This is a genomic window from Streptomyces sp. GbtcB7 (assembly GCF_019091445.1).
GTDB classification, from domain to species: domain Bacteria; phylum Actinomycetota; class Actinomycetes; order Streptomycetales; family Streptomycetaceae; genus Streptomyces; species Streptomyces mirabilis.
The window spans coordinates 210,173-236,988 of the sequence record NZ_JAGXJM010000005.1 but is presented as its reverse complement, the minus strand read 5'-3'; the positions used below and the strand labels follow the sequence as shown (position 1 = coordinate 236,988).

Genomic DNA, 26,816 nt, shown 5'->3' with positions numbered 1-26,816 from the left:
CCCCGGCCCCCGTCGCCCGCCGGCGTCCGGCAAGGCCGTGGCCCAGGCACGGCGTTCATCTTTCGCGGCCGCCGCGGGAACGATCTCGGCCCGCCAATCGTCTACAGTTCTGTAGACCGTCTACAGGATTGTAGTCACCGCGGACGCGGTCTTCCGACGCGCCCGCACGCCTTTCATGGAAGGGGCCCCCGTCGATGTCCGCAGCCCTGCGCACCGCCCCGCCGTACGCGGTCGATGTCCCCCGGGCCCTGTCATGAGGCGTGCGGACGCGTCGGACCTCGCGGGATCGACCGCGGTCGGCAGCCTGGTCGCCTTCGTACTGCTGACGCTGGTCGTGACCGGCCAGGACGGCGCCCCTCTCTTCGGCGACCAGGACCTCAACACCTGGTCCGCGGACCACCGCCCGCCCGTGGCGCTGGCCGTGGCCCGCGGGCTGACCTACACGGGCACGGGCGTCCTGCCGTACCTGCTGGTCGCGCTGGCGGGTGTCGTCCTCGGTCGCACCGCACGACAGCGGATCCTCTTCGCCCTCGGCTGCGTCGGCTGTCTCGCCGCCGCCCAGGCCGTTCGGTACGGCGTGATGACCCTGGTCGCCCGCCCCCGCCCCGCGACGGTGGAGTGGGCCACGCACGCCTCCGGCTGGTCCTTCCCCTCGGGCCACACCACCACGTCCGCCATCACCGGCGGTCTGCTCGTCCTCGCGGTGCTCGCGCGGGCGCCCCGTGGCGGGCGCGCCCTCGCGGCGCTCCTCGCATGCTGGGCCGTCCTGGTCGGACTCACCAGGGTCTACCTGGGCGTCCACTGGTTCTCCGACGTGCTCGGCGGCTGGCTGTTCGCCCTGTGCTGGCTGAGCCTCAGCGTCTACGCCCTTGCCCGCATCGCCCCGCACACGTTCTCCGCCATATCGGCGCTCCGTCTCCGCCCCGGTCCCACCACGACGGAAGAGCGCCCCGATGACTCCCACCCGCACCGCGAAGTCCCCCCTCACTCGGCTCCGTGACCACCTCGGCTGGGCCGTCGGCGCGTCGTACCTCGCCGCCGCGGCCCTGCCGGCGCCGGGGCGGTGGTTGCGTCATCCGCACCTGATCGGGGCGGCCGGGATACCGCACATCGCCTTCGAGGCCCCGCGTTTCCTGCTGTCCCTGCTCCTGTTCACCGCCGGCCTGCAGGTGCCGGTCCACGCACTGCGGGAGTTGGTCAGGCGCCCCACCGCACTGCTGACCGGGCTCGTGCTCCATCTGGTCGCACCCCTGCTGATCATTCCGGGCGTCGCCTTCGCCCTGAGCCGGTCGCCCGACAGCGACGGGGGCAGCGGAATGATCGCGGCGATGATCCTGATCGTCGCGATGCCGGTGGCGGCCGGGGCCACCGTGTGGACGAGCAAGGGGGACGGCGACCAGTCGACGACCGTGGGCCTGGTGCTGGCGTCCACGATCGTCAGCCCGCTCACGATCCCGGTCACCATGACGGCCCTGTGCCCCCTGCTGAGCGGCGACTACGCGAACACGCTGGCGGGGGCCGCCCGGACCACCGGACACGCCTTCGCGCTCACGGGAGTCCTGCTCCCCTGCGGTGCCGGAATCCTGTGCCGGCTCGCCCTGTCGGACCGTGCGCTGACCCGCCTCCTCGCCGGCGCGGTCCCCACGGCGATGATCGGCTCACTGCTCCTGACGTACGTCAACGCCAGCGGTGTCCTCGGCCCCTTCCTCACGCATCCCGAACCGGTGCTGCTGGTGGCGGCGCTGGTCGTCGCCGCCACCGTCTGCGGCCTGTCGTTCGCCCTGGGCGGGATCACGGCCCGCGCACTGCGCCTGGACGCTCCGGCGGGCGCCTCCGTGACACTGGCCTGCGGGATGAACAACAGCAGCGCGAGCGCGGTCCTCATCACGACGACCCTGCCCGACCGGCCGCACGTCCTGCTGCCGGTGCTGGCGTACAGCCTGCTGCAGAAGGTGGCCGCGGGGCGCGTCGTGCGGGCCGGGGGCAGACCGGGCGCCCGCGCATGACATCGTGGAGATCAACTCGGGGCCGGCCCCGCCGGCTCCTGTCCAGCGCTGCCCCACAGGAGTTGAGTGCGATGTCCGAGCTGCCGAAGCCGACCGGAGCCCCCGCCCATCAGAACGTGACCTTCCCCAGCGCCGGGACCACGGCCCACGGCTATCTGGCGCTGCCGCCGTCCGGGCAGGGACCCGGGGTGATCGTCATCCAGGAGTGGTGGGGTCTGACCGACCACATCGCGCAGGTGGCGGACCGGCTGGCCGCGGAGGGCTTCGTGGCCCTCGCGCCCGACCTGTACGGCGGCAATGTCGCCCATGACAGCGGCGAGGCCTTCCGGATGATGAAGGAGCTGCCGGTGTCGCGCGGCGTCGAGCTGCTCTCCGGTGCGGTCGATCACCTGCTCGGGCTGCCCGAGGTCACCTCGGACACGGTGGGCGCGGTCGGCTTCTGCATGGGCGGCGGCTTCGTCCTCTACCTGGCCGCGGCCGACCCCCGGGTCAGCGCGGCGGTGCCGTTCTACGGCGTGATCCAGGGTGAACTGCCCGACTTCTCCCGCCTGAAGGCGCAGATCCTGGGTCACTACGGCGAACTCGACACGAGCATCCCGAAGGAGAACCTGGAGCAGCTGAGGGAGGCGGTCCAGCAACAGGCCGGCATCGCCGCGGACTTCCGTCTCTACCCGGCCAACCACGCCTTCTTCAACGACGGCCGACCGGAGACGTACGACCCCGAGTCGGCCGCGCGGGCCTGGGAGCGCACGGTGCCCTTCCTGCACGAGCAACTGGGCTGAGCAGGCCACCCGGGGCGGCCCGACGAGGACCGCCCCGGATGACGGCGCCCCTCGGTCACTCGCCCGGCCGATGGAGTGCGTCGAGGCGGGCCATCTCGTCGTCGGTGAGCCGCAGCGCGCCGGCGGCGACGTTCTCGACGAGGTGGTCCGGGCTGCCGGTGCCGGGGATGGCGAGCACGTGCGGGCCCTGTCGCAGGGTCCACGCGAGGCGTACCTGCGCGGGCGTCGCGCCGTGCGCACGCGCGACGGCGAGCACCTCGTCACCGTCGCTGCCGCTCGGACCCTGCGCGCCGCCCTTGCCCGCGATCGCGAAGAACGGCACGAACGCGACGCCCTGTTCCCCGCACGTGCGCAGGAGTTCGTCGGTCTCGGCGTTCGGGGAGTCGAGCCCGTACTGGTTCTGCACGCTCACCACCGGCGCGATGGCCTGCGCCTCCGCGAGGTGCCGGAGTCCGATGCTCGAAATGCCGAGGTGCCGGATCAGCCCCGCCTCGCGCAGCTCGGCCAGTGCGCCGAAGTGCTCGGCGATCGAGTCCTGGCCCGTCCGCCGCAGATACACGAGGTCGAGGTGGTCGCGGCCCAACTGCCGCAGGTTCTCCTCGACATGGGCACGGAGCTGGTCCGGCCGGGCCGGGGTGCCCCACTCCCCCGAGTAGTCGCGGAACGGGCCGACCTTGGTGGCGATGACCAGGTCGTCCGTGTACGGGGCCAGCGCGCTGTTGATCAGCTCGTTCGCTGAGCGCACCGACGAGAAGTAGAACGCGGCGGTGTCGATGTGGTCGACACCCAGCTCGATCGCGCGGCGCAGCACGGCGATCGACCGGTCGCGGTCGCTCGGCGTGCCGAGGTGGAAGGCCGCGCAGCCCGTCAGCCGCATCGCGCCGAAGCCGATGCGGCTGACGGGGAGATCTCCGAGTGTCCAGCTGCCCGAAGCTTCCGCGGTGATCGTTTCCGAGGTCATCGCGGCAGTTTCGCATACCTTTTCCGGGCCCGGGCGGCTGCCGTCGACGGCCGATCAGCAGTAGAGGTTGCCGCCGGCCGAGGTCCCGAGGATCTGCACGAAGCGCTGGTAGGCGTCCACCCTGCTCTGCACCTGTGCCGGGTTCTTGCCGTCGCATTCCAGGGAGCCGTTGATGCTGCGGATGGTCTGGCCGAATCCCGCGCCGTTGACCATGGCGTTGTGGCCCGTCATGCTGCCGGGACCCGTCTGGGTGTTCCAGTACCAGAGGCCGGTCTTCCAGGCCACGGCGGCGTCGTTCTGCACCAGGTAGGGGTTGTTGAGGAGGTCGATGCCGAGCGCGTCGCCCGCGGCCTTGTAGTTGAAGTTCCAGCTGAGCTGGATCGGGCCGCGGCCGTAGTAGGCCGACTGTCCGGCCGGGCAGCCGTAGGGCTGGCTCCAGTCGCAGTAGTGCGGGTAGTTGGCGGTGTTCTGCTCCACCACGTAGACCAGACCGCCGGTCTCGTGGCTGACGTTGGCGAGGAAGGCCGCGGCCTCCTGCTTCTTCACGGTGTCGCTGCCGGTGTTGGCGAAGGCCGGATAGGCGCTCATCGCCGCCCGCAGACCGCTGTAGGTGTAGAAGGAACTCCGGTTCGGGAACATCTGGTTGAACTGCGCCTCGCTCACCACGAAGCCGTCGGAGGGAGGCGTGGAACCTCCGTCGCAGGCGTAGGGGTCCCAGTACCAGGTGCTGATGGTGGGGTCGTAGCCCGGGTTGTCGTGCTCGGCGATGTAGGTCTTCCCGTCGGTGTAGCGGACGACGTCACCGGTGACGTACGACCTCCCGGCCACCCAGCTCGGATAGCTCGAACAGGCGGCGGCGGAGGCGCCGGCGGCCGGCAGCAGCACCGGGGTGGCGGACGCGAGGGCGAGGGCGATCAGGACTGCGGAGATGCGGCGCCTCGACACAGGTCAACTCCTTTGCGGGACACGGCCGCTCCCGGACAAGGGCAGCGCGGAGCGGAGCCTTGTGCGCACGTGCCGGCGGGGCCGGCCACGGCGTCGGGGGCGGCCGTGGTGGGGGGTGTGGAGCCACACTCAACCGCTTTGGTATGTACCAGTCAAGGGTGTAGACCAGTCAGATCTGACAACGTTGGCAGAGAGGGTCGCACAACGGTGCCCCGGCAGATCCTCGACGATCTACCGGGGCACCATCGGGGCCGACTCAGCCCAGCGGCTTCTCCAGCACCGCCTTGCGGTGGCTGAACGTCTCGATGGAGTAGCGGCCGTGGTAGCGGCCCATGCCGCTCTCGCCGACCCCGCCGAACGGCAGGTCGGAGACGGTCAGATGGGCGAGCGGCAGACCGAGGCCGAGGCCTCCGGAGGACGTCTCCTCGGCGATCCGCCCCCGGGTGGTGTCCGACTCGGTGAAGACGTAGAGCGCCAGGGGCTTGTCGCGGTCGTTGATGAAGTCGATGGCCTCGTCCAGCCCCGTCACCGTGACGATCGGCAGGATCGGTCCGAAGATCTCCTCCTGCATCACGGGGGCCTTGGGGTCGACGTCGGCGAGGACGGTGGGCGCGAGGTACTTGGTGGCCCGGTCTCCGGTAGCGCCGATGACGGTGCGCCCGGAGTCGAGCAGCGAGCTGAGCCGGTCGAAGTGCCGCTCGTTGACGATCCGTCCGTACTCGCCCGACCGCTGCGGATCGACACCGAACAGGGCCTCGACGGCGCGGGCGAGTTCGGGCTCCAGCGCGCGGGCGGTCTCCGGGTCGGTGAGGACGTAGTCCGGCGCGACGCAGGTCTGCCCGGCGTTGAGGAACTTGCCGCGGGCGAGCCGGTCGGCGACGACGGACAGGTCGGCGTCACGGTCGACAAACGCCGGGGACTTGCCGCCCAGTTCGAGGGCGACGGGGGTGAGGTGCTCGGCGGCGGCCCGCATCACGATCCGGCCGACCGCGCCGTTGCCGGTGTAGAAGATGTGGTCGAAGCGCTCCGCCAGCAGCGCGGTGGTCTCCGGAACGGCGCCCTCGACGACGGCGACCGCGTCGGTGCCGAGGTAGCGCGGCAGCAGGCGGGCGAGGGCGGCGGAGGTGGCGGGGGCGAGCTCGCTGGGCTTGACGACCACCGCGTTGCCCGCGGCCAGCGCGCCGAGCATCGGCGTCAGCAGGAGCTGCACCGGATAGTTCCAGGGGGCGATGACCAGCACGACACCCAGCGGGTCGTACCGCGTCCAGGCCGTCGCGTCGGCGCCGAGGTGGGCGGGGACCGGGGCGGACTCGGGGCGCAGCCACTCGTCGAGGTGGTCGAGGGTGTGGTCGATCTCGCGCACGGTGAAGTCGATCTCGGTGCGGAAGGCCTCGGTGGAGCTCTTGCCGAGGTCCGCGTGGAGGGCCTCCGCGAGCTCGGCGCCGTGCGTGGTGAGCAGTTCGCGCAGTCGGCGCAGCTGGGTGGTGCGCCACGCGAGGGGCTTGGTGCGGCCGGAGCGGAAGGTGGCGCGCAGCCGGGCCACGATGTCGGCGGGCTGCTCGGGGGTGCGGTCGTTCACGGTGCCTCGCTGATCGGTGCGGACCTGGCGGCCCACGGGCGGTCGTCTTGAGCCGGAGGGCTCGATGCTTGAGCCGGAGGGCTCGGTGTAAACGCCAACCTTTCATGTGGCCAAATAAATTCCGGGTACACGAAGAACACGTTCCGCGATCACGACGTCACGGACGGAGGTCGGAGTGCGGGCTCGGCGGGAGTGCCGCGCGGGCCCGTTCGAGGTAGGCGCGCTCCGGTGCACTGCCGGTCAGCGCGATGGCCGCCTCGTACGCCCGTACGGCCTCGGTGTGCCGCCCGAGGCGGCGCAGCAGGTCCGCGCGTACGGCGTGGAAGGCGTGGTAGCCGTCCAGGTCGAGCGCGTCCACGAGGGCGAGTGCCTGCTCCGGGCCTTCGACCTCGGCGACGGCGACGGCCCGGTTGAGGGCGACCACCGGACTCGGGGCGAGCGCGGCCAGCTGGTCGTAGAGCCGGAGGATCTGGCCCCAGTCCGTGGCGGCCGCGGTCGGGGCGTCGCTGTGTACGGCGTTGATCGCGGCCTGGATCTGGTACGGGCCCGGCCGGTCGCGGCGCAGACAGCGGCGTACGAGGGTCTGTCCTTCGGTGATGAGATCGCGGTCCCATCGCGAGCGGTCCTGTTCGGAGAGGAGGATCAGGTCGCCGTCCGGTGTGGCGCGGGCGGGCCGGCGCGACTCGATGAGGAGCATCAGCGCGAGCAGGCCGAGGGCCTCGGGCTCGTCCGGCATCAGCTCGACGAGGAGTCGGCCGAGCCGGACGGCTTCGGCGCAGAGGTCCTCCCTGCCGCCGTAGCCCTCGTTGAAGATGAGGTAGACGACCGCGAGCACCCCTCCCACACGGTCCGGGAGGTCCGCGTCGCGCGGGATGCGGTACGGGATGCGGGCGTCGCGGATCTTGGCCTTGGCCCTGACCAGGCGCTGGGCCATGGTGGGTTCGGGCACGAGGAAGGCGCGGGCGATCTGCGGCGTGGTCAGACCGCCGAGGAGGCGCAGGGTGAGGGCGACCTGGGCCTGGGTGGCGAGCGCGGGATGGCAGCAGGTGAAGATCAGGCGGAGCCGGTCGTCGCGCACGGGACCCTCCTCGGCCGGTTCGTCCCGGGCGTACAGCCGCTCGGCCTCGGCGTGCCGGGCCTCGCGCGTGGACTCGCGGCGCAGCCGGTCGACGGCGCGGTTGCGCGCGGTGGTGATGATCCACCCGGCCGGGCTGGGCGGTATGCCCGACTCCGGCCACTTCGCCAGGGCGGTGGTGAAGGCGTCCTGGACCGCTTCCTCGGCGAGGTCGATGTCGCCGAGGAAGCGGACGAGGACGGCGACCGCGCGGCCGTATTCGGCGCGGAACACGGCCTCGATGTCGGCGTTCGGGGTCATCCGTCCTCGGCTTCGCCCATGAAGGGCCGCACCTCGATCGGGAGGGTGGTCGCCAGCGTCGCCTTGCGGCCCCATTCGAGCGCCGCGTCGAGGTCGGGTGCCTTGATCAGGCAGATCCCGCCCAGGTACTCCTTGCTCTCGGTGTACGGGCCGTCGGTGACGAGCACGTCGCCGTCCTTGGCGCGCACCACGGTGGCCGTCTCCGGTCCGTGCAGTCCCCCGGCGAACACCCACGCACCGGCCTCGCGCAGCTCCGCGTGGAAGACGTCGAGATTGTGCATGATCTCTTTCAGGATCTCGGGCGCCGGCGGCTCACCGGACGGCTGCATCACGCTCAGCAGGTAGTACTTCATGTGTGCTCCTCGGCCGTGTCGTTCTCGGCTCGTTCTCGGGTGGTCTTTCACTGACTACACGAACCGGAGGCGGCCGGATCGACACACGACACGACGACAGCGGGAGATTTTTTCGATGACCACCCCACCGCATCCGCTCGTCACGGCGGCCGGACGGCTGGCGGCCGAGGTGCTGGCCCCACGGGCGGAACGCGTGGACCAGGAGGGCGTGCCGGCGAGCAGCATCGAGGCGGTCAAGCGGTCTGGGCTGCTCGGGGTGAGCGCGCCGGTGGCCTACGGCGGGTCGGCCGCGCCCGCCGCGGTGGTCCGCGAGACCGCCGAGATCCTGGCCGGGGCGTGCTGCTCGACCTGGTTCGTGCAGACCCAGCACCACACTCCGGTGCTGACCCTGGCGAAGGGCGAACTCGCGGCCCGCGAACGGTTGTTGGGCCCGCTGGCGAGCGGGGAGCTGTTGTCCGGGGTCGCGTACGCACAACTGCGGGCCTACCCGCGGGTCCCCGTTCGGGTCACCCGTGAGCGTGGCGGCTGGCGCTTCGACGGGACGGTCCCCTGGTACACGGGCTGGGGACTGAACGACGTGATGCTGCTCGCCGGGGTGACGGACGCGGACGAGGCGCTGTTCGCGTTCACCGAGGCGCGCGAGCAGCCCGGACTTCGCCCTTCGCCGCCGATGCGGCTGGCGGCGCTCACCGCCTCGCGCACGGTGTCCCTGGAGCTGGACGGGCTGTGGCTCCCGGACGACGCCGTGGCCCTGCGCACGCCGTACGAGACCTGGGCGGTCACCGATCGCCCCAAGAACACCAACGCCTCGCCGGCCGTCTTCGGGATCACCGCGTCCGCGCTCGACCTGCTGGACGGCGATCCCGCGGCGAAGGAGACCGGGCAGGTGCTGCGCGCCCGCCTCGACGAGGTCCGACGGCAGGCGTACGAACTCGCCGACCACCCGGTGCCGACCGAGCGGATCGAGGAGCGGCTGGCGGTCAAGACGCGGGCGTACGACGTCATGCGCGCGGCCACGACCGCGGCGGTCGTGGCCGGTGGCGGGCGCGCGATGGACCTGGGCAGCCCGGCGCAACGGCTGGCACGCGAGGGGATGTTCCTGCTGGTGCAGGGGCAGACCGCCCAGGTGCGCGCCGCCCACCTCGGTGCACTCGGTTCGCTCGGTTCGCCCGGTTCGTTCGGTTCGCTCAGCTCGTGAAGGGCACCTGTGTGGCGGGGGCGGACGTGGGTGCGAACGGGTGCTGCCACAGGCCCTGTGCGGCCAGGCGCGGCAGGACGCCCTCGCCGAACCAGTACGCCTCCTCCAGATGCGGATAGCCGGAGAGGACGAACTCGTCGATGCCGAGGGCGTGGTACTCCTTGATCCGCTCGGCGACCTCGTCGTGGCTGCCGACCAGGGCGGTGCCCGCGCCGCCGCGGACGAGGCCGATGCCGGCCCACAGGTTGGGGTGGATCTCCAGGTCCTCGCGGTTGCCGCCGTGGAGGGCGAGCATGCGCCGCTGCCCCTCCGACTCGCTGCGGGCCAGGCCCGCCTGGACGGACTTCACGGTGTCCGGGTCGAAGCCGTCCAGGAGCTTGTGGGCCTCGGTCCAGGCCTGTTCGGCGGTGTCGCGCGTGATGACGTGCAGCCGGATGCCGAAGCGGACGGTGCGCCCTTCCTTCGCCGCCAGCCCCCGTACCCAGGCGATCTTCTCGGCGACCTGGGCGGGCGGTTCGCCCCAGGTGAGGTAGACGTCGACGTGGCGGGCGGCGATCTCGCCGGCGATGGGTGAGGAGCCGCCGAAGTAGACCTCGGGGACCGGGTCGGGGACCCGGGCCAGCCTGGCGTCCTCGACCTGGAGGTGTTCGCCGGACAGGTCGACGGTCTTGCCCTCCCACAGGTCCCGCACGATCTGCAGGAATTCGCCGGTACGGCGGTAGCGGGCGTCCTTGTCGAGGAAGTCGCCGTAGGCACGCTGTTCGTGGCTCTCGCCACCCGTGACCACGTTGAGGAGCAGCCGACCGCCGGTCTGCCGCTGGAAGGTGGAGGCCATCTGCGCGGCGAGCGTGGGTGAGACGAAGCCGGGCCGGAAGGCGACCAGGAACTTCAGCCGTTCGGTGTGCTGGCAGACCATCGCGGTGGTCAGCCAGGCGTCCTCGCACCAGGCCCCGGTGGGGGTGAGCGCGCCGACGAAGCCCAGGTCCTCGGCGGCGCGGGCGATCTGGCTCAGATAGGCGACCGTCGGCGGCCGGTTCCGGCCGAAGGCCGTGGCGGGGGTGCCGTGACCGCCGCCGACGACATGGCGGCTGTCGCCGTTGGTGGGCAGGAACCAGTGGAAGGTGAGGGACACGGGGGCGTTCTCCGATCGTGGGGGCCGATGAGCGAGTGGGGTCACAGCAGGCCGTGGCGGGGTGGCTTGGTGCCCCCCAGCACGTATCGGCCGATGTGCTGGATCTTCCAGCGGGCCGGGTCGTGCAGGGTGTGGGTGCGGGCGTCGCGCCAATACCGGTGCAGATTGAGCGAGTTGAGGGCGGAACGGGTGCCGGACAGCTCGAAGAGGGCGCCCGCCACCTCCACGGCGGTGGCGGAGGTGTGCACCTTCGCGGCGGCCACCGCGATGGACGCCTCGGCCGCCGAGTCCTCGGTCAGCTCGTCGCGGGCCGCGTCCACCGTGCGGGCCGCGGCACCGAGCAGCGCCTCGGACGCTCGTACCTGCACGGCGAGTTCACCGAACCGCTGGATGAGGAGCGGGTCCTCGGCCGCCGTGTCGAAGCCGCTCTCGAACCAGGGCCGGCTCTTGGTGCGGACGAACTCGGCGGCCTCGGCCAGTGCGCCCGCGGCGATCCCGGCGTCGATGGCGGCGTGCAGCAACTGGGCCACCGCTCCGTGGAGTTGGGGCCCTTGGAAGGTGAGGTGGTGGGGGACGACACGGTCGGCGGGCACGTGGACGGCGTCGAGGCGGACGGTGCCGCTGGCCGTCGTACGCTGGCCCATGCCGTCCCAGTCGTCGACGACCGTGACCCCGTCGGCGCCGCGGGGCACGTAGGCGACGTGCAGGTTGTCGTCTCCGGCGCGGGCGAGGACGGGGATCCAGTCGGCGAAGAGCGCGCCGGTGGAGTAGTGCTTGACGCCGGTGAGGACGTACGAGCCGTCAGGGCCGGGGTCGAGGCGGGTGCGGATGTCCTGGACGTGCCGGGTGCCCGCCTCCGACTGGGCGTTGCCGAAGCGGCGCCCGGCCAGGACCTCGTCGAAGAAGAACGTCTGCTGCTCCGGGGTGCCCTGGCGGCGCAGCACGTTCACGTACACGAAGTGGTTCTGCGGGATCTGGGCGAGGCTGGCGTCGGCCGAGGCCAGCAGCCGGAAGACCTCCGCGAGGGTCTCCTGCCGTACGTCCGCCCCGCCGTGCTCGGCGGGCACGGTGACGGCGAGCAGTCCGGAGGCGGAGAGGCGGTCCAACTCCTCGCGCGGGAGCCGCCGTTCGGAGTCCCGCGCCGAGGCACCGGCGCGGAACTCCTCGGCGAGCGCGGCGGCGACGGCCAGGGCCTCGACGTCGTCGGCGATCACTTTGGCGGACATCGCCTCAGCCCGCCGCGGCCAGCAGGGGCGCGCTGCCGAGGGCCGCCGAGAACTGGTCGACCACCTGTGTGAGGGCCTCGGCCGTGGCCGGGGCGACGGTGATGCCGCCGTCCTCGCCCGTGGTGATGTCCTTGTCGAGGGTGAACCAGCCCTGGACGATGTGCGCGGCGCCCATGGAGTTGAGGACCGGGCGCAGGGCGTAGTCGAGGGCGAGGACATGCGCGGTGCTGCCGCCGGTGACGAGCGGCAGCACGGTCTTCCCGGTGAGGGCGTACTGCGGGAGCAGGTCGAGCAGGGCCTTGAGGACGCCGGAGTAGGCGGCCTTGTAGACGGGGGTGCCGATGACCACGCCGTCGGCGCGGGCGAAGAGTTCGGTCGCCTCGACGATGGCGGGGTGCTTGAAGTCGGCGCCGAGCAGGGCCTCGGCGGGGATCGTGCGGACGTCGAGCGGAATCACCTCGTGTCCCTGCGCGGCCAGCCGGGTGTCCAGATGGCGCAGGAGCTTCGCGGTGCGGGAGGAGACGGACGGACTGCCGGAGACGGACAGGACGGTGGCCATGGGGTCCTCTTTCGGGAGCGGGAGCGGGAGCAGGAGCGGGAGCGGAGTGGGGAACGGATTCACACGTGGGCGGAGACGGACTCGGGTTCGGTCTCGATCCCGGTCCCGGTCCCCGTGTCCGGCAGCCGCGCTTCCAGTTCGCGCACCAGGGGCAGCACCCGGCGGCCGAAGTACTCCACCTCCTCGTGGTAGTGGAGGAAGCCGAGGAGGAAGAGGTCGACGCCGAGCCGCTTGTAGGCGACGATCCGTTCGGCGATCTGCTCGGGCGTGCCGATCAGGCCCGTACGGAAGCCGTCGTTGTACTGGACGAGGTCCTCGAAACTGGAGTCCTGCCACATGCCCTTGCCGTCGGCGGTGGACTGGCCGGCCTGCTTCACGGCGGCGCCGAAGCCCTCGACGGCCTCGTGGTCGGCCTGGGCGACGATCTCGCGCAGGGTCTCGCGGGCCTCGGCCTCGGTGTCTCGGGCGATGAGGAAGCCGTTGAGGCCGAACTTCGGCGCCTTGCGCCCCACTTCGGCCGCGGCCTTCCGGACGTCCGCGATCTGCTCGACCACCCCGTCGAAGTCCTTGCCGTTGGAGAAGTACCAGTCGGAGACCCGGCCCGCCATGGCGCGGGCCGCGGTGGAGTTGCCGCCCTGGAAGATCTCCGGGTGCGGGCGTTCGGGCGTGTTGAGGGGCTTGGGCTTGAGCGAGAAGTCGCGCAACCGGTAGAAGTCCCCGGCGAGTTCGGTGTGGTCCTCGGTCCAGATCTGGCGCAGGGCCCGGATGAACTCCTCGGAGCGGCGGTATCGCTCGTCGTGCTCCAGCCAGGGTTCGCCCAGAGCGGTGAACTCGCCCTTGAACCAGCCGCTGACGACGTTGACCGCGAAGCGGCCGTTCGACAAGTGGTCGGCGGTGGCGCCGAGTTTGGCGAGGACACCCGGGTGCCACAGGCCCGGGTGGACGGCGGCGATGACCTTCAGGCGCTGGGTGGCGAGCAGCAGGGCGAGGCTGAAGCTGGTCGACTCGTGCTGGAACTCGGCGCCGTAGCTGGCCATGTAACGGACCTGGCTGAGCGCGTAGTCGAAGCCGTTGTTCTCGGCGAGGACGGCCAGTTCGCGGTTGTAGTCGTAACCCCAGTCGGTGCGCTGCTCGATCCTGCTGGTGACCAGGCCGCCACTGACGTTGGGAACCCAGTACGCGAATTTCACGGGATTCACGGGATTCACGGGGTTCAGAGGATTCACGGGCGCTGCGGACATGCGGAACTCCTGTTGCGGATTTCGGGTACGCCGAATTCAGAGGGCGCGTTCAGGACGGCGCACGGGATCGCGGAATTCAGGCGGTGCTGTGGGAACGCCGCACATGGCTGTCCGACGACAGCGGCGGGACCGATGGGGTGCGGCGGATCCGGGGACTCAGGCCGCGGTGCAACAGGAGGCGCTGGAGACGCGCGCGAGGTCGACATGGCGTCGCCGCGTGAGGTCCAGTCGCATCATCATGCCGTCGATCGTGGCAGCCTGCCGCGAGGGCAGTCAAGGAAAACCCGACCGGTCTCGTATCGCGGACCACCGAATTTCACGAACGTGTGACAGGGAAACCCTTGAACGGGCCGTGAAATGGACCGCATTCTGCTGGGGTGCGGACAGAACAACTGGAATACATCGCGGCGGTCACCCGGCTCGGCTCACTGCGCCGGGCCGCCGAGGAACTCCACCTCTCCCAGCCGGCGTTGAGCGAGACCGTGCGGAACCTGGAGCGCGAACTCGGCGTCGATCTGCTGGAGCGCAAGCGGTCCGGCGCGCGGATGAGCGCCGAGGGGCGGGAGCTGCTGCCTCACATCATCAACGTGCTGGACGCGGTGGACCGGCTGCGCGGCGCGGCCGGCGAGCAGCACCGCATCAGCCGGATGGTCCGCGTCGGCACGGTGAACGCGGCGACGGTGCCCCTGCTCATCCCGACGGTCAGGGAATTCCGCGCGGCGCATCCGCTGACGCAGGTGGAGGTGGTCGGCGCCCAGCAGACGGAGATCCACCGGGCCCTGTCGGAGGGCGGCCTCGACCTGGGCCTGGTGAACCATCTCGACGGCGACGACCTGCCCGCCGACTTCGAGACCACCGAACTGCTGCGCGGCCGACCGGTGGTGTGCCTGCGCCCGGACAGTCCGCTCGCCGCACTCGACGCGGTGTCGGGGGCGGACCTGCTGGACGGACGCGAGGCGCTGATCGCCATGCGCTCCGGGTACGTCATGCACCGCTATCTCCACCGGTTCCTGGAGGGCCGCGGCCCGGCCCTCTCGTACACGACCGACGGCGCGGAGATGGGCAAGCTCATGGTCGCCGAGGGGCTGGGCGTGACGGTCCTGCCCGATTTCAGTGTGATCGGGGATCCCCTCGAGCGGTGCGGCGCGATCACTCACCGGCCGCTCACGGACGACGCGACACGGGTCCTGCTGATGCTGCGGCGCCGCCGGGCGGACTCGGTGCCGCGTGCCGCCCACGACCTGCACGAGGCGTTCGTGCGCAGGGCGGTGGAGCTCGGCGGCCGGCTGTCGGATCGGCCCTGACCGGGGTCGTTCAGTCCTCGTCGCCGACCGGCACCACCACGAGGAAGGCGTCCGACTTCAGGTCCATCACCACCGTCGCGGGCTGCCCCTCGGTGCGGCGCCGGGCCGCGTACTCCTCCGCCGTCCAGGATCCGCGCGGGCCTCCCGCGGGAAACCGCTTCAACACCTTCGTGCCCATCACGGCAGACACCTCCAGCTGTGACCTCGGACTCTCGTGTTCTCTCGCTTGCCCGCGATTCCCCCGGACATGTCCGTAAGGACTCCGCCGGACAGGTCCTGGGCGCATCCGACCGCCGTGTTCGCGTGGAAGAGATGAGAGAGGGAACACGGAAAGCGGGTGGCCCGGTGAACGACGGAGGGACCCATGAGCGACGACGATCCCCGCCCCGGCCCGCGCTGTCTGGTGACCGGTGCCACCGGCTACATCGGCGGCCGGCTGGTGCCCGAGCTGCTGGAGGCGGGGCACCGCGTGCGGTGTCTCGCCCGCTCGCCCGCCAAGCTGCGCGACTACCCGTGGGCCGGCGACGCGGAGGTGGTGCGCGGCGACGTCACGGACGCCGGCTCGGTCGCCGAGGCGCTGCGCGGCATCGACGTCGCGTACTACCTGGTGCACGCCCTGGGCACGGGCCACGACTTCGAGGAGACCGACCGGAAGGCGGCCCGGACCTTCGGCGAGCAGGCCCGCGCCGCCGGGGTGAGCAGGATCGTCTACCTGGGCGGCCTGACCCCGGCGGGGGTCCCCGAGGAACGCCTCTCGCCGCACCTCAGGTCGCGCGCCGAGGTGGGCCGCATCCTGCTGGAGTCGGGCGTGCCGACCACGGTCCTGCGCGCGGCCGTGATCATCGGTTCCGGCTCGGCCTCCTTCGAGATGCTCCGCTACCTCGCCGAACGCCTCCCGGTCATGGTCACGCCCCGCTGGGTGCGCACCCGGATCCAGCCGATCGGCGTACGGGACGTGCTGCGCGCCCTGGTCGGCAGCGCGCGGATGCCCACCGAGGTCAACCGCGCCTTCGACATCGGCGGCCCCGAGGTCCTGACCTATCGGGAGATGATGCAGCGGTACGCCGCCGTCGCCGGGCTGCCGCGCAGGCTGATCCTGCCCGTGCCGGTGCTCACCCCCGGACTCTCCAGCCACTGGGTCGGCCTGGTCACCCCGGTGCCCGCGTCCATCGCGCGCCCGCTCACCGAATCGCTGCGCCACGAGGTCGTCTGCCACGAACACGACATCGTCCGGTACGTCCCCGATCCCCCGGGGCGTCCGATCGGCTTCGACGAGGCGGTGTCGCTGGCCCTGCAACGGGTGCGGGACGCCCAGGTCACCACCCGGTGGTCGTCGGCCTCCGTGCCCGGCGCGCCCAGTGATCCCCTCCCCACCGACCCCGACTGGGCGGGCGGCAGCCTCTACACCGATCAACGCGAACAAGCGGTGGACGCGCCGCCCGGGGCGCTGTGGCGGGTGATCGAGGGCATCGGAGGTGAGAACGGCTGGTACTCCTTCCCGCCCGTCTGGGCGCTCCGCGGCCGGCTGGACCGGCTGGTGGGCGGTGTCGGCCTGCGGCGCGGAAGGCGCGACGCCGCCCGGCTGCGCGTGGGCGACTCGCTCGACTTCTGGCGCGTCGAGGAGATCGAGCCGGGCCGTCTGCTGCGGCTGCGCGCAGAAATGCGACTTCCGGGCCTCGCCTGGCTGGAGATGTACGCCGAGCCCGGCGCCGAGGGCCGGTCCCGCTACCGGCAACGGGCCCTGTTCCATCCGCACGGCCTGCTGGGACACGCCTACTGGTGGAGCATCTCGCCCTTCCACGCCGTCGTGTTCGGCGGCATGGCCCGCAACATCGCCAAGGCGGCGGCCGAGGCCGACGTACCGTCCGGGACGCGGCGGCCCGCCGTGCCGTCCCACTGAGTCCCGCATCCCCTCACCGATGCCCGCATCCGCGAGGGACCGCGGGCCCGAAGCAGTCATGGCCGCACTCGTCGCCACCCCGTCACAGCACCGCCTCCCCCTGTCCCGGAGTCACACCATGAACGTCTCGGTCGTCCTGTTCACCTCGGACCTGCGCCTGCACGACCATCCGGCGCTGCGCGCGGCGCGGGACGGCTCGGCCGCGCTGGTGCCCCTGTTCGTACGGGACGACGCCGTCGCCGCAGCGGGGTTCACGGCGCCCAACCGCATGGCGTTCCTGGCGGACTGTCTGGCGGACCTGGACGCCGGACTGCGGGAGCGCGGCGGCCGTCTCGTGGTGCGCTCCGGCGATGTCGTCGCGCAGGTGTGCAAAGTGGTCGCCGAGGCGGACGCCGACGAGGTGCACATGGCGGCGGGGGTGAGCGCCTACGCCCGCCGTCGTGAGGAGCGGCTGCGCACCGCTCTGGAGGGCGAGGGGTGCCGATTTCATGTCCACGACGCCGTGATCACCGCGCTCGCACCCGGCGCCGTCACACCGTCCGGCTCGGACCACTTCGCCGTGTTCACGCCGTACTTCCGGCGCTGGTCGCAGGAGCCGCTGCGAAACGCGGTCGCCGCGCCCCGGGCGATCCGGGTGCCGGACGGCGTCGGCTCGCAGGAGATCCCCTCCCGCACGGGCCTGTCCGGGCTGTCGCCGGGGCTGGCGCGGGGCGGCGAGCGGGAGGGCAGGCAGCGGCTCACGGCCTGGCTGCGGGCGGGGATCACCTCGTACGACGACGGTCGTGACGACCTGCCGGGCGACGCCACCTCCCGGCTCTCGCCCCATCTGCACTTCGGCACCCTCTCCCCGGTCGAACTCGTGCACCGGGCGCGCGCGGCGGGCGGCCCGGGCGCCGAGGCCTTCGTACGCCAACTGGCCTGGCGGGACTTCCACCACCAGGTGCTCGCCGCCCGGCCTGACGCGGCCGTGGCCGACTACCGCACCAAGCACGACCGTTGGCGCTCGGGGAGGACCGCGCGCGAGGACATTCGGGCGTGGAAGGAAGGACGCACCGGCTATCCGGTCGTCGACGCGGCGATGCGCCAACTGCGCCACGAGGGCTGGATGCACAACCGGGCACGGCTGCTGGCCGCCGGCTTCCTCACCAAGACGCTGTACGTGGACTGGCGGATCGGGGCCCGGCACTTCCTGGACCTGCTGGTGGACGGCGATGTCGCGAACAACCAGCTCAACTGGCAATGGATGGCCGGAACGGGCACGGACTCACGGCCGGGCCGCGTCCTCAATCCGGTGACGCAGGCCAAGCGGTACGATCCGGACGGGGAGTACGTCCGGCGCTGGGTGCCGGAGCTGGCGGGGCTCGCGGGCGGCGCGGTGCACGAACCCTGGAAACTCCAGGGCCTGGAGCGCGCCGCGTACGACTACCCGGACCCCGTCGTCGAACTCTCCGACGGGCTGGCCCGGTTCAGGGCCGCTCGGGATCGTGGCTGAGCGGCATCGCAGCCGAGCGGCATCGCGGCATCGCGGCATCGCGGCAGATGAGACGGTGGCTCAGCGGTTCGCGACTGCGCGGGTGGCGGCACAGATTTTACTTTCCCTAGAGATTCCTCCGGCCCGCGCAGCCGTACTGGTGAACGTCCGACACACCCGTACCGGATCCACGCACCGGATCCACCGAGCGGCCCACCGGAGCGTCACACTCCGGGCTGTCGCCCCGCCAGGAGGCTCAATGCGCATTGCACGAACCGCAGGAACCGTCTTCGTGTCAGGTGCGTTGGTCATGACCCTCGCCGCGCTCGCGTACCCCAGCATGCTCGGACTCCAGACCACGGCCACTGCCCAGAACCGCATCATCGCCAACACCGCGACGGGCCCGCTGACCGAGGCCGACCGCGACTTCGTCGTCAAGGTGCGGGCGGCCGGGCTGTGGGAGTACCCCGTGGGGATGCTGGGTCTGCAGAAGGGCACCACCCCGGCGGTCAGGACCGCCGGTGACCACCTGGTCAAGGGCCATGCCGCGCTGGACGAGACTGACCGCAAGGTCGCCGCCGCACTCGGCATCACCATCCCCAACAAGCCCTCTCCTCAGCAGCAGGGGTTCGTGTCGACCCTGAGCGGCGACACCGGCAAGCAGTTCGACACCGACTTCGCCAACATCCTGCGGGTGACCCACGGTTCGATCTTCAACACCGTCGCCAAGATCCGGTCCACCACCGAGAACACGCTGGTACGCCAACTGGCCGACCAGGCCAACACCACCGTGCTGGACCACATCACGGTGATGGAGAAGACCGGACTGGTCAACTTCGACCAGGTGCTGTTCCAGGAGACCACCCCGCCGAAGCTGCCCGCCTCCGATCTCACGCCGCCCGCGCCCGCGCCGGGTGAGCCGACCGCCGTACTCACCCCGCCCGCCGGCGGCTCCCCCTCGCCCACCGGAACGGTCGGCTGAGCCGTACCCGACCCGACGGCGCGCGGGCGATCAGCCCCGGGTGACCGGGACGGGCGGGTCGTACAGGGCCGAGAGGGTCCCGAGGGCGTCCCGAAGCCCGGGCGGGCGGAGCATCCCCCGCACCGGGCGGCCCGCCCAGCCCGGCCCGCCGAGCAGCACGGCCGGGTGACCGCGGGCCCCCCTGACTCCCCACCGGGTGTCCGCGACATGCCGGGCCAACGGCAGGTCGGCCGTCGAACGCGTCTGGGCCCACAGCAGTACGGCCTTCGGGCCCAGCCGTCGTACGGCGGCGGTCAGCGCCTCCGTCGGAACCGCCGCGCCGAACATCCGGGTCGGCAGGCCGAGTTCGACGAGCCCCGCGTGCAGCGCCTCCAGCGCCAGGCTGTGCTGTTCGCCCGGGACGCACGCCAGCACCACCGGCCCCGCGGCGGCGGCCGGGGTTCCCACTGGCCCGACCGGCGCGGTGGCACGGTGCAGGGCCCGCGAGATGTGCCAGGACAACAGGTGTTCCACCTCCACGTAACGGTCGCCGGAGGACTCCCACTTGCGTCCGACCGCGTGCAGGGTCGGCACCATCACCTCGTCCCAGGCGAGGACCACGCCGTAGCGCGCCACGAGGGAGGCCAACTGGTCGCCCACGGTCGGTGCGTCGAGGCGGACCGCGGCGCGCGCGAGACCCCTGCACTCCTGGCGGACGTCACCGAGCGGCAGCGCGCCGGCCGCCTGCGAACGATGCCCGCCGGGCCGGTCACCTCCCCCGGGCAGCTCCGGGCCGGGCCGTTTCCGTCCGACGCCCTCCTGGGCGGTCCTGGCCGCCTCGGCGGGCGGTACCCCGGCCGAGGTCAGCCGGCACATCTCCTCGAGCATGGCCACGTCCTGCGGCGTCCAGCGGCGGTGCCGTCCGTCGGAACGCACCGCGGGCCCCACTCCGTACCTCCGGTCCCAGGAACGCAGGGTCGTGGGCGACACCCCGAGGCGGCGGGCCAGGGACCCCGTCGTGAGGCCCGCTTCGCCGGGCCGCGTCGCCGCCTCCCGCCGCTGTGTCGGTCGGTTCTCGCCCATGCGGCGACTATACGACGCACAAACGATGCGAGTTGTCCGTCATGTGCCTCGGTTCACACGATGGGGATCACCGGGCGCGTCGCGGGAAGCGCACGGTGACCGGGAGCCCTCCCGAACCGAGGAGCCGTGGCCATGACCGTGGATTCCAGCACCGAGCAGTGCGTCGACGGGCGGTGGGAGGCGCTCTCCGACACGGATCTGGCCCAGGGCCTCGTGGACGGCGACGAGGAGTGTCTGACGGCCGCCTACCACCGCTGGGGAACGCTGGTGCACACACTGGCCGGACGTTCGCTCGGCGACGTCCGGGAGGCCGAGGACGTCACCCAGCAGGTGTTCCTGGCCGCCTGGCAGGGCCGGCGGGGTTACCGCCCCGAGCGCGGCGCGTTCGTGGGCTGGCTCGTCGGCATCACCCGCCGCAAGATCGCCGACGCGCTCTCCGCGCGGACCCGCCGTACCGATCTGATCGCCGCCGCCGGAGCCCTCCTCGGCCCGGTCGACGACACCCAGGCCCGCCCGGAGACCGTGCTCGACCGCGTCCTCCTGCGCGCCGAGCTCGCCAGACTTCCCGCGCCCCAGCGCCGGGTGCTGCACCTCGCGTTCTACGAGGACCTGACCCAGCCTCAGATCGCGCAATGCACCGGCTGGCCACTGGGCACCGTCAAGAGCCACTCCCGGCGCGGACTGCATCAACTGCGCCGCTGTCTGCGCGCGCAGGCCGTCGGCTGAACTCCTGAATTCGCCGCCGCGAGCCGATCCGCCGGCAGCCGCAGGGCCCGGGGTGGACCGCGATCACGTCGGAGTCGTTCCCGGACCTTCGGCCCCGCCCGCGTAGCGCGCCAGTTCCCACGGGTCGTGCGCGCTGAAGACCTCCACCTCGTCGCCGTGCAGCCGCACCAGTTCCCGCAGACGGGCGTGGTTGCCGAGGCGCAGCGGCCGGTCCACCTCGGTGATCTGTTGGAGGACGTCCAAGCCGGGGTGTCCCCGGGGACGGTCGGGGTCGATCTCGTGGTGGAAGTAGTACGCGTCCCCGCAGTGCAGCAGCCGGCGATCACCGTCGGCGACGGCGATCGCACTGTGGCCGCGGGTGTGGCCGCCGAGCGGGACCAGCAGGATCTCGGCGTCCAGGCCCTCCAGCGGGCGCACGGCGTCGAATCCGAACCACGCCTCGCCGTGCGGCTGCCCGTACGTCACCCAGTGCGGCCGGTGCGCCCACTGGGCGGGGCGGTAGCGGACGCGGTCCTCGGGGTGAGCCCCGGGGGCCGCCATCGCCGCGCGGTGTTCGGCCTCGCTCAGATGGACCTTGGCCCAGGGGAAGTCGGGCAGTCCCCCGGCATGGTCGAGGTCGAGGTGGCTCAGGACGACGTGCCGGACGTCCTCCGGGCGGAAGCCGAGCGCGGTGACCTGGTGCAACGCTGTCTCCGCGAGGTCGAGGACGGGCTGCGCCCGGCCGAGGAAGTCCGGGCCGAGGCTCTCCTCGGGCCGCGCCACGTCCTGCGTACCGATGCCGCTCTCGACGAGGACGAGCCCGTCCCGGTCGGTCTCCACGAGAAGACAGTGGCAGACCGCGGGAAGGCTCCCCTCCTCGGTGTCGATCGTCCGCATGGAGCCGCAGTTCAGGTGATGGGTCTTCACGGTGAGTTCCTTCGGTGGGTCGCTTCGGTGGGTCGCTCGTACGCGGCCGGTACCGCCCGCTCACGAACCCGAGTACATAGCTACCGAACGATCGTCAGCTAATTGCGAACGGTCGTTAGGTTAAGGTGACCGCATGAGCCCCCGCAAGTCCGTTGCCGAAACCGCCGCCACGCGGAGCCGGATCATCGACAGCGCCCTCACGCTGGCCTCCACGGACGGCCTCGAAGGCCTCACCATCGGCCGCCTGGCGACCGATCTGGAGATGAGCAAGGCCGGAGTGATCGGCCACTTCGGCAGCAAGGAAGCGCTCCAACTCGCCGTTCTGGCCGCGGCCGTCGAGAGGTTCCGGCTACGCGTGCCGGCCCGGGCCGTCGGCGCCAGACCCGGCACCGAGCGACTGACGCGCGCCTTCGACGAGTGGATCGACTACATGACGGAGGGCGAGGGGCACGGCGGCTGCTTCCTCACCTCGGTGGCGAGCGAGTTCGACGGCCGCCCCGGTCCGGTCCGCGACGCGGTGCTCGACGCGCTCGCCTCGTGGTCGGCGTATGTCGCGGCGGAGTTGGACACGGCGGTCGAGGCCCGCGAACTGCCGCCGCGCACCGATGTGGAACAGCTCGCCTTCGAGCTCAACGGCGTGGCCCTGGCGGCCAATCAGTCCATCCAGCTCCATCGCGACCCACAGGCACCCACGCGGGCCCGCCGCGCCGTCGCCCGCCTGCTCATCGCTCCCTGAGGATGGATCCCGCCCCGGCGGAGCGAAAAGCCACCTCTACACATAAAGAAGAAATAAGAGCACAATGAAAACAAGCGGCGCCAACCGCATACCGCAACCAGAAGCGGTCAGGCCTGCAGAGAACGAAGGAGACGACTCATGGCCAACGTCTCGCACCCCAGAAGTGACATCACGACCCACCCCGATGCATCCGAAATGCGGGAGCGGTATGACCGCATGCTCGGTGGCCGCGATGTGGCGCTCGTCGACGGACCGGTGTTCCTGCTCGGTCTGTACTGCGCCGCATCCCCGTGGATACTCCACTACACGACGAGCCAGCCCGCCCTGGCGACACACAACCTCATCATGGGCATCGCCATAGGCCTGCTGGCCCTCGGATTCACCAGGGCCCCCGAACGGATGTACGGCCTGAGCTGGGCCATCTGCGCGATGGGCGCATGGTTGATCATCTCACCGTGGGTGGTCGGAACCAGCCCGGACACCGGCGTCGTGGTCAACAGCATCATCATCGGCGCGTTGGCCGTGGTGCTCGGGGCGCTGTGCGCGGTCACGACGACGAGGAACACTCCTCGGGCGTAGGCCCGACAGACACCCTTCGGAGCGGTCCCGGCGGACACTCCCGGGACCAGCGCCGAAGGCCCGTACCCGGGCTCAGCCCCGCCAGTCGATGCCCGAGCTGAGCCCAGGCCCACGAAAGGAAACGAACAACCCCACAGGCCGGCCCGTCCACACGGACCGGCCTCCTTCACGCCCGCCCCTCGCACATCCCGATCGAGGCAGTCGCCCAGCCACGGACAGTTGCGCAGGCGATTGCTTGCGTGGTGGCGGACCGAAGAGCCGCAGGTCTCTGAATACCCGCGTCTCTAGATACCCGCGCCGAGCGACCAGCTCGGGGTGCTGCCCGCGAGGCGGCAGGTGAGGAAGTACAGCGGAATCGGCGGCGTGTACGGCGAATCGCCCTCGGGCCGGTGGATCAGACGGGGGCGCGCGGACCGTGAGCGCAGCAGGGCCCGTGTCCAGGACGGGTCGGCCAGCCGGGCGCCCACCGCGTAGCTGGTGGAGGACGGCCAGGTGACGCCTATGTGGGAGCCGGAGGGGACGATCCACCACCACCGCTCGTCGTCGGCGAAGACACAACCGACACGGGGCAGACAGTCCATGATCCGTTCCCCGTGTTGCGGGGAGGTGCCCACGGCGTCGTATCCCAGACCGGCGGACAACTCGGCGGGTATCACCAGTCGTGCCGGGGACTCGTGCGGCGGCGCGGTGGGGAGGTACATGCGCAGGCCAAGGACGGCGGGATGAGGGCGCGGTTCAACCGCGGCGGTGTGATCGCGGCCGTCGGGGGCCGGGAGACGGTCTCGGCCGTCGAGGGCGGAAAGGTGGTCGCTCGGGTGTCCGGCGGGCTGGTGAACGCGCAGGTCAGGAATGTGCTGTCGTTCCATCAGATAAAGATCCTTCGGCCGAGTGGGGGATGGGCCGGGCCATGGTCACGGTCGCCGGCGAGCCGGTCGACACGGTGTCTCCTCCCTTCGACGGCAGTACGGCCCAGACGATGCGTCCGGAGCCGTCGGCGGTGTCTGTGACGCCCCAGTCGCTGCTCAGGGCGCCGACCAGCAGGAGCCCTCGTCCACCCTGGTCGTCGGGCCCCGGCCGGCGCTGGGCCGGAAGGCTCCAGCCGCGGTGCTGGTCCTCGACCTCGATGTGGAGCCGCTCCTCGGCGACGTGGACTCTGCACACGATCCACTCGCTCGCCGTGTGCGTCAGCGCGTTGGTGACGAGCTCGGAGGTCACCAGGATCGCGTTGTCACGGGTCTCGGGGTCGATGCCCCACTCGGTGAGCCACTCACGGACGTCTCTTCGGGCCATACCCACCGAGGCGGGGGCCGCGGGCAGGGCGAACACACCTGCCCGAGGGGGATGTTCGTCCCCTGGTGGTAGGCCCAAAGGCTGGGGGAGGGAGGGCGTGGTCATCGCCGTTCGCCTTTCGTCTGCCTTCGCACCACAAGCGGTGCCAATGCCGTCCCCCGTGGCCTCGCGCCGCCGCGAGATGCACACAACTCGCCGCGCAAGACGTCACGTTGCGGCCCCGTCTCCCCCAACTGGGCCGCACAGCCACTCCCTTCACCGGGCCAGGGACGATAGGACCACTGTGGCAGCTGCCAACAACACCTCGCAACCGACAAGTTGAAAATTGCAATGTGCCCGGTGCATGCTTCCCCCGTTGACGGATGATCGTGACAGACTGCGACCTCGAAGCCCGCTGTGAGGGGGGTAAGGCGTGTCCACGGAGACCGACTGGGGCGGCGCCCCCTCCGTCCTGCGCATGATTCTCGGCAAGCAGCTCGAGGAGCTGCGCACCCAGGCCGGGCTGACATACGAGCAGGCGGGCGAGGCGATCGGCGTCAGCCACTCCACCATCCGCCGGATGGAAGCCGCCAAGGTGGCCCGGCTCCGGCTCACCGACGCCGAGAAGCTCCTCCAGACGTACGGCGTGACGGACCAGCAGGAGATCGACACCTTCCTGAAGTCGGTCCGCGAGGCCAACAAGCGCGGCTGGTGGCACACGTACCGCGATGTCCTGCCAGACTGGTTCGCGGCGTATCTGAGCCTGGAGCAGGCGGCCCTCCAGATCCGCGCGTACGAGGCGGAGTTCGTGCACGGGCTGCTGCAGACGGAGGCGTACGCCCGCGCCCTGCTCGGCGCGGGCAATCCGCACGCCTCGGCCGAGGCGACCGAGCGCCGGGTCGCGCTGCGCATGCGCCGTCAGGAGCTGCTGTCCCGGCCCGCTCCGCCGCGCGTCTGGGTGGTGATGGACGAGACCGTGCTGAGGTGGCCGGTCGGCGGGCCCGAGGTGATGCGCGCGCAGATCGACCATCTGATCGCGGTCAACACGCTCCCCCATGTGACCCTGCAGATCATGCCGTTCAGAAACGGCCCGCATCCGGCCATGCGGGCCGGCGCGTTCCATCTCTTCCGGTTCAGGGCACCCGAGTTGCCGGACATCGTCTATCTGAGCGGTCTGGTGGGCGCCGTCTACCTCGACAAGGACGACGACGTCGTGGTGTATCGCGAGGCCCTGGACCGGCTGGGCGCACAGTCGGCGCCCGCCAGGAAGACCGAGGAACTTCTCGGTGCGATTCGCAAGGAGCTATGAGTGCACCACCACATACGCAACGGTATGCCGTCCCGGGAACTGGGCACGCAGGGCTGGTCCAAGCCGTGGAGCGACGACGCGGGCGGTGCCTGCGTCGAGGCGAAGAAACTGGGCGACGGCCGGATCGCGCTGCGTCAGTCCACCGATCCCGAAGGGCCCGCCCTGGTTTTCACGCCCCGTGAAATGACGAGCTTTCTTGCGGGCGTCAAGGCGGGGGAGGCCGACTTCCTCCTCTGACAACCTTGTCTGATTCCTATGCCCTGTTCTTTCCCCCACGAAGTTCTCGTTCGCTACGAAATTCTCTTTCCCCCACGAACACCAGCTGTGTACCGACGACTTGATGGGAGGGGCGGCGTTGCCCGACAACGGATGGCCTGCCGACCGTATCGACACCGAGAGCGCACACTCCGCGCGCATCTACGACTACATCCTGGGCGGTAAGGACTACTACCCCGCCGACAAGGAGGCGGGCGACGCGATGGCGCGGGAGTGGCCCGCCCTGCCGATCCACATGAAGGCCAACCGCGACTGGATGAACCGCGCTGTGGCCTATCTGGCCAAGGAGGCGGGGATACGCCAGTTCCTCGACATCGGCACCGGCATCCCCACCTCCCCCAACCTCCACGAGATCGCCCAGTCGGTGGCCCCCGACTCCCGGGTCGTCTACGTGGACAACGACCCCATCGTCCTCACCCTGTCGCAGGGTTTACTGTCGAGCACCCCCGAGGGCAGGACCGCGTATGTCGAGGCGGACATGCTCGACCCGGCGACGATCCTGGGCGCCGCGGAACTGCGCGACACCCTCGACCTCACCCGGCCGGTCGCCCTCACGGTGATCGCGATCGTCCACTTCGTCCTGGACGAGGACGACGCGGTCGGCATCGTCCGGCGCCTCCTGGAGCCCCTTCCCTCGGGCAGCTACCTGGCGATGTCCATCGGCACCGCCGAGTTCGCACCCGACGAGGTGGCCCGCGTCGCCCGTGAGTACGCGGCCCGCAACATGCCCATGCGGCTGCGCACCCACGCGGAGGCCGAGGAGTTCTTCGAGGGCCTCGAACTCGTCGAGCCCGGCGTCGTCCAGGTCCACAAGTGGCACCCGGACGGCACGGAGACGGGCATCCGCGACGAGGACATCGCGATGTACGGGGTGGTGGCCCGCAAGCCGTAGCCCGTCCGCTCCCCACCACCCGTGCCGCCGGCCCCACACGAAGGGGG

General features: G+C 71.3%; 29 protein-coding genes. 14 read left to right on the top strand and 15 right to left on the bottom strand.

The window, feature by feature from the left end; genetic code table 11:
* Nucleotides 1–253: 253 nt before the first annotated feature.
* The 3 genes from KVT44_RS11330 to KVT44_RS11320 all read left to right on the top strand — a co-directional run bounded on the left by KVT44_RS11330 (nucleotide 254) and on the right by KVT44_RS11320 (nucleotide 2,788).
* Nucleotides 254–1,000, top strand: coding sequence for a phosphatase PAP2 family protein (locus KVT44_RS11330; RefSeq protein ID WP_099924528.1), 747 nt, complete (start codon nucleotides 254–256; stop codon nucleotides 998–1,000).
* The gene (locus tag KVT44_RS11325) at nucleotides 954–2,006 is read left to right on the top strand and encodes a sodium-dependent transporter (protein WP_217566926.1); all 1,053 of its coding nucleotides are present in this window, start codon (nucleotides 954–956) and stop codon (nucleotides 2,004–2,006) included. Before KVT44_RS11330 ends, KVT44_RS11325 begins: the two co-directional genes overlap by 47 nt.
* A 71-nt stretch (nucleotides 2,007–2,077) precedes the next feature.
* Nucleotides 2,078–2,788 carry a dienelactone hydrolase family protein gene (locus tag KVT44_RS11320; protein WP_217566925.1) on the top strand — a complete coding sequence of 237 codons (711 nt, stop codon included), beginning with the start codon at nucleotides 2,078–2,080 and terminating at the stop codon, nucleotides 2,786–2,788.
* Between the two features lie 55 nt (nucleotides 2,789–2,843).
* On the opposite strand, the gene KVT44_RS11315 is transcribed toward KVT44_RS11320, so the two are convergent.
* From KVT44_RS11315 to KVT44_RS11295, 5 genes are all read right to left on the bottom strand, one after another.
* Nucleotides 2,844–3,749, bottom strand: coding sequence for an aldo/keto reductase (locus KVT44_RS11315; protein WP_217566924.1), 906 nt, complete (start codon nucleotides 3,747–3,749; stop codon nucleotides 2,844–2,846).
* 54 nt (nucleotides 3,750–3,803) lie between these two features.
* Nucleotides 3,804–4,694 carry a glycoside hydrolase family 19 protein gene (locus KVT44_RS11310; protein ID WP_054233802.1) on the bottom strand — a complete coding sequence of 297 codons (891 nt, stop codon included), beginning with the start codon at nucleotides 4,692–4,694 and terminating at the stop codon, nucleotides 3,804–3,806.
* A 256-nt stretch (nucleotides 4,695–4,950) separates the two neighbouring features.
* Nucleotides 4,951–6,309, bottom strand: coding sequence for an aldehyde dehydrogenase family protein (locus KVT44_RS11305; protein WP_217566923.1), 1,359 nt, complete (start codon nucleotides 6,307–6,309; stop codon nucleotides 4,951–4,953).
* Between the two features lie 121 nt (nucleotides 6,310–6,430).
* Nucleotides 6,431–7,648, bottom strand: coding sequence for an RNA polymerase sigma factor (locus KVT44_RS11300; RefSeq protein ID WP_217566922.1), 1,218 nt, complete (start codon nucleotides 7,646–7,648; stop codon nucleotides 6,431–6,433).
* Entirely contained in the window at nucleotides 7,645–8,001 is a 357-nt protein-coding gene (locus KVT44_RS11295; protein ID WP_099924522.1) for a YciI family protein, read from the bottom strand. The genes KVT44_RS11300 and KVT44_RS11295 overlap by 4 nt, the downstream gene beginning before the upstream one ends.
* Nucleotides 8,002–8,116: 115 nt before the next feature.
* On the opposite strand from KVT44_RS11295, the gene KVT44_RS11290 reads away from it, so the two are divergent.
* Entirely contained in the window at nucleotides 8,117–9,199 is a 1,083-nt protein-coding gene (locus KVT44_RS11290) for an acyl-CoA dehydrogenase family protein (protein WP_217566921.1), read from the top strand.
* On the opposite strand, the gene KVT44_RS11285 is transcribed toward KVT44_RS11290, so the two are convergent.
* The 5 genes from KVT44_RS11285 to KVT44_RS61030 all read right to left on the bottom strand — a co-directional run bounded on the left by KVT44_RS11285 (nucleotide 9,189) and on the right by KVT44_RS61030 (nucleotide 13,591).
* On the bottom strand, nucleotides 9,189–10,331 hold the full coding sequence (locus KVT44_RS11285; protein ID WP_217566920.1) for an LLM class flavin-dependent oxidoreductase: 1,143 nt from the start codon (nucleotides 10,329–10,331) through the stop codon (nucleotides 9,189–9,191). The genes KVT44_RS11290 and KVT44_RS11285 overlap by 11 nt on opposite strands.
* Nucleotides 10,332–10,372: 41 nt before the next feature.
* On the bottom strand, nucleotides 10,373–11,557 hold the full coding sequence (locus KVT44_RS11280) for an SfnB family sulfur acquisition oxidoreductase (protein ID WP_217566919.1): 1,185 nt from the start codon (nucleotides 11,555–11,557) through the stop codon (nucleotides 10,373–10,375).
* Nucleotides 11,558–11,561: 4 nt separating this feature from the next.
* Nucleotides 11,562–12,116 (bottom strand): NADPH-dependent FMN reductase, encoded by a 555-nt coding sequence (gene ssuE, locus KVT44_RS11275; RefSeq protein WP_095856455.1) that lies wholly within the window; start codon nucleotides 12,114–12,116, stop codon nucleotides 11,562–11,564.
* Nucleotides 12,117–12,175: 59 nt separating this feature from the next.
* Complete coding sequence (gene sfnG, locus KVT44_RS11270) at nucleotides 12,176–13,315, bottom strand: dimethylsulfone monooxygenase SfnG (RefSeq protein ID WP_308313959.1); 1,140 nt, start codon at nucleotides 13,313–13,315, stop codon at nucleotides 12,176–12,178.
* A gap of 198 nt (nucleotides 13,316–13,513) precedes the next feature.
* Entirely contained in the window at nucleotides 13,514–13,591 is a 78-nt protein-coding gene (locus tag KVT44_RS61030; RefSeq protein WP_351520955.1) for a putative leader peptide, read from the bottom strand.
* A gap of 143 nt (nucleotides 13,592–13,734) precedes the next feature.
* On the opposite strand from KVT44_RS61030, the gene KVT44_RS11265 reads away from it, so the two are divergent.
* Entirely contained in the window at nucleotides 13,735–14,661 is a 927-nt protein-coding gene (locus tag KVT44_RS11265) for a LysR family transcriptional regulator (RefSeq protein ID WP_217566917.1), read from the top strand.
* A 10-nt stretch (nucleotides 14,662–14,671) separates the two neighbouring features.
* Here the strand turns inward: KVT44_RS11265 and KVT44_RS11260 are convergent, their stop codons facing one another.
* A complete protein-coding gene (locus KVT44_RS11260; RefSeq protein WP_190172092.1) occupies nucleotides 14,672–14,839 on the bottom strand; it encodes a hypothetical protein in 168 nt (55 codons plus the stop codon).
* A 186-nt stretch (nucleotides 14,840–15,025) separates the two neighbouring features.
* On the opposite strand from KVT44_RS11260, the gene KVT44_RS11255 reads away from it, so the two are divergent.
* The 3 genes from KVT44_RS11255 to KVT44_RS11245 all read left to right on the top strand — a co-directional run bounded on the left by KVT44_RS11255 (nucleotide 15,026) and on the right by KVT44_RS11245 (nucleotide 19,014).
* Entirely contained in the window at nucleotides 15,026–16,561 is a 1,536-nt protein-coding gene (locus KVT44_RS11255; RefSeq protein WP_217566916.1) for an SDR family oxidoreductase, read from the top strand.
* A 118-nt stretch (nucleotides 16,562–16,679) separates the two neighbouring features.
* Nucleotides 16,680–18,053, top strand: coding sequence for a deoxyribodipyrimidine photo-lyase (locus KVT44_RS11250; RefSeq protein ID WP_217567021.1), 1,374 nt, complete (start codon nucleotides 16,680–16,682; stop codon nucleotides 18,051–18,053).
* Between the two features lie 238 nt (nucleotides 18,054–18,291).
* Nucleotides 18,292–19,014: a DUF4142 domain-containing protein gene (locus KVT44_RS11245; RefSeq protein WP_217566915.1), complete on the top strand. Its 723-nt coding sequence runs from the start codon at nucleotides 18,292–18,294 to the stop codon at nucleotides 19,012–19,014.
* 30 nt (nucleotides 19,015–19,044) lie between these two features.
* Here the strand turns inward: KVT44_RS11245 and KVT44_RS11240 are convergent, their stop codons facing one another.
* Complete coding sequence (locus KVT44_RS11240) at nucleotides 19,045–20,076, bottom strand: MerR family transcriptional regulator (RefSeq protein ID WP_217566914.1); 1,032 nt, start codon at nucleotides 20,074–20,076, stop codon at nucleotides 19,045–19,047.
* 132 nt (nucleotides 20,077–20,208) lie between these two features.
* Between KVT44_RS11240 and KVT44_RS11235 the strand changes: the two genes are divergently transcribed.
* Nucleotides 20,209–20,802: a sigma-70 family RNA polymerase sigma factor gene (locus KVT44_RS11235; RefSeq protein WP_217566913.1), complete on the top strand. Its 594-nt coding sequence runs from the start codon at nucleotides 20,209–20,211 to the stop codon at nucleotides 20,800–20,802.
* 63 nt (nucleotides 20,803–20,865) lie between these two features.
* On the opposite strand, the gene KVT44_RS11230 is transcribed toward KVT44_RS11235, so the two are convergent.
* Nucleotides 20,866–21,708, bottom strand: a complete 843-nt coding sequence (locus KVT44_RS11230) for an MBL fold metallo-hydrolase (protein WP_308313958.1) — start codon at nucleotides 21,706–21,708, stop codon at nucleotides 20,866–20,868.
* Nucleotides 21,709–21,841: 133 nt separating this feature from the next.
* On the opposite strand from KVT44_RS11230, the gene KVT44_RS11225 reads away from it, so the two are divergent.
* Nucleotides 21,842–22,444, top strand: a complete 603-nt coding sequence (locus KVT44_RS11225; RefSeq protein ID WP_190172098.1) for a TetR/AcrR family transcriptional regulator — start codon at nucleotides 21,842–21,844, stop codon at nucleotides 22,442–22,444.
* A gap of 138 nt (nucleotides 22,445–22,582) precedes the next feature.
* On the top strand, nucleotides 22,583–23,023 hold the full coding sequence (locus tag KVT44_RS11220; protein WP_099924511.1) for an SPW repeat protein: 441 nt from the start codon (nucleotides 22,583–22,585) through the stop codon (nucleotides 23,021–23,023).
* A 284-nt stretch (nucleotides 23,024–23,307) separates the two neighbouring features.
* On the opposite strand, the gene KVT44_RS11215 is transcribed toward KVT44_RS11220, so the two are convergent.
* Both KVT44_RS11215 and KVT44_RS11210 read right to left on the bottom strand, forming a co-directional pair.
* Complete coding sequence (locus KVT44_RS11215; protein ID WP_308313957.1) at nucleotides 23,308–23,889, bottom strand: hypothetical protein; 582 nt, start codon at nucleotides 23,887–23,889, stop codon at nucleotides 23,308–23,310.
* Nucleotides 23,867–24,349, bottom strand: a complete 483-nt coding sequence (locus KVT44_RS11210; RefSeq protein WP_308313970.1) for an ATP-binding protein — start codon at nucleotides 24,347–24,349, stop codon at nucleotides 23,867–23,869. The genes KVT44_RS11215 and KVT44_RS11210 overlap by 23 nt, the downstream gene beginning before the upstream one ends.
* A 376-nt stretch (nucleotides 24,350–24,725) precedes the next feature.
* On the opposite strand from KVT44_RS11210, the gene KVT44_RS11205 reads away from it, so the two are divergent.
* From KVT44_RS11205 to KVT44_RS11195, 3 genes are all read left to right on the top strand, one after another.
* Complete coding sequence (locus KVT44_RS11205) at nucleotides 24,726–25,601, top strand: helix-turn-helix transcriptional regulator (RefSeq protein ID WP_217566911.1); 876 nt, start codon at nucleotides 24,726–24,728, stop codon at nucleotides 25,599–25,601.
* Between the two features lie 24 nt (nucleotides 25,602–25,625).
* A complete protein-coding gene (locus KVT44_RS11200; protein ID WP_054233852.1) occupies nucleotides 25,626–25,838 on the top strand; it encodes a DUF397 domain-containing protein in 213 nt (70 codons plus the stop codon).
* A 118-nt stretch (nucleotides 25,839–25,956) separates the two neighbouring features.
* Nucleotides 25,957–26,769, top strand: a complete 813-nt coding sequence (locus tag KVT44_RS11195; RefSeq protein ID WP_099924509.1) for an SAM-dependent methyltransferase — start codon at nucleotides 25,957–25,959, stop codon at nucleotides 26,767–26,769.
* The last annotated feature ends 47 nt before the right edge of the window (nucleotides 26,770–26,816 follow it).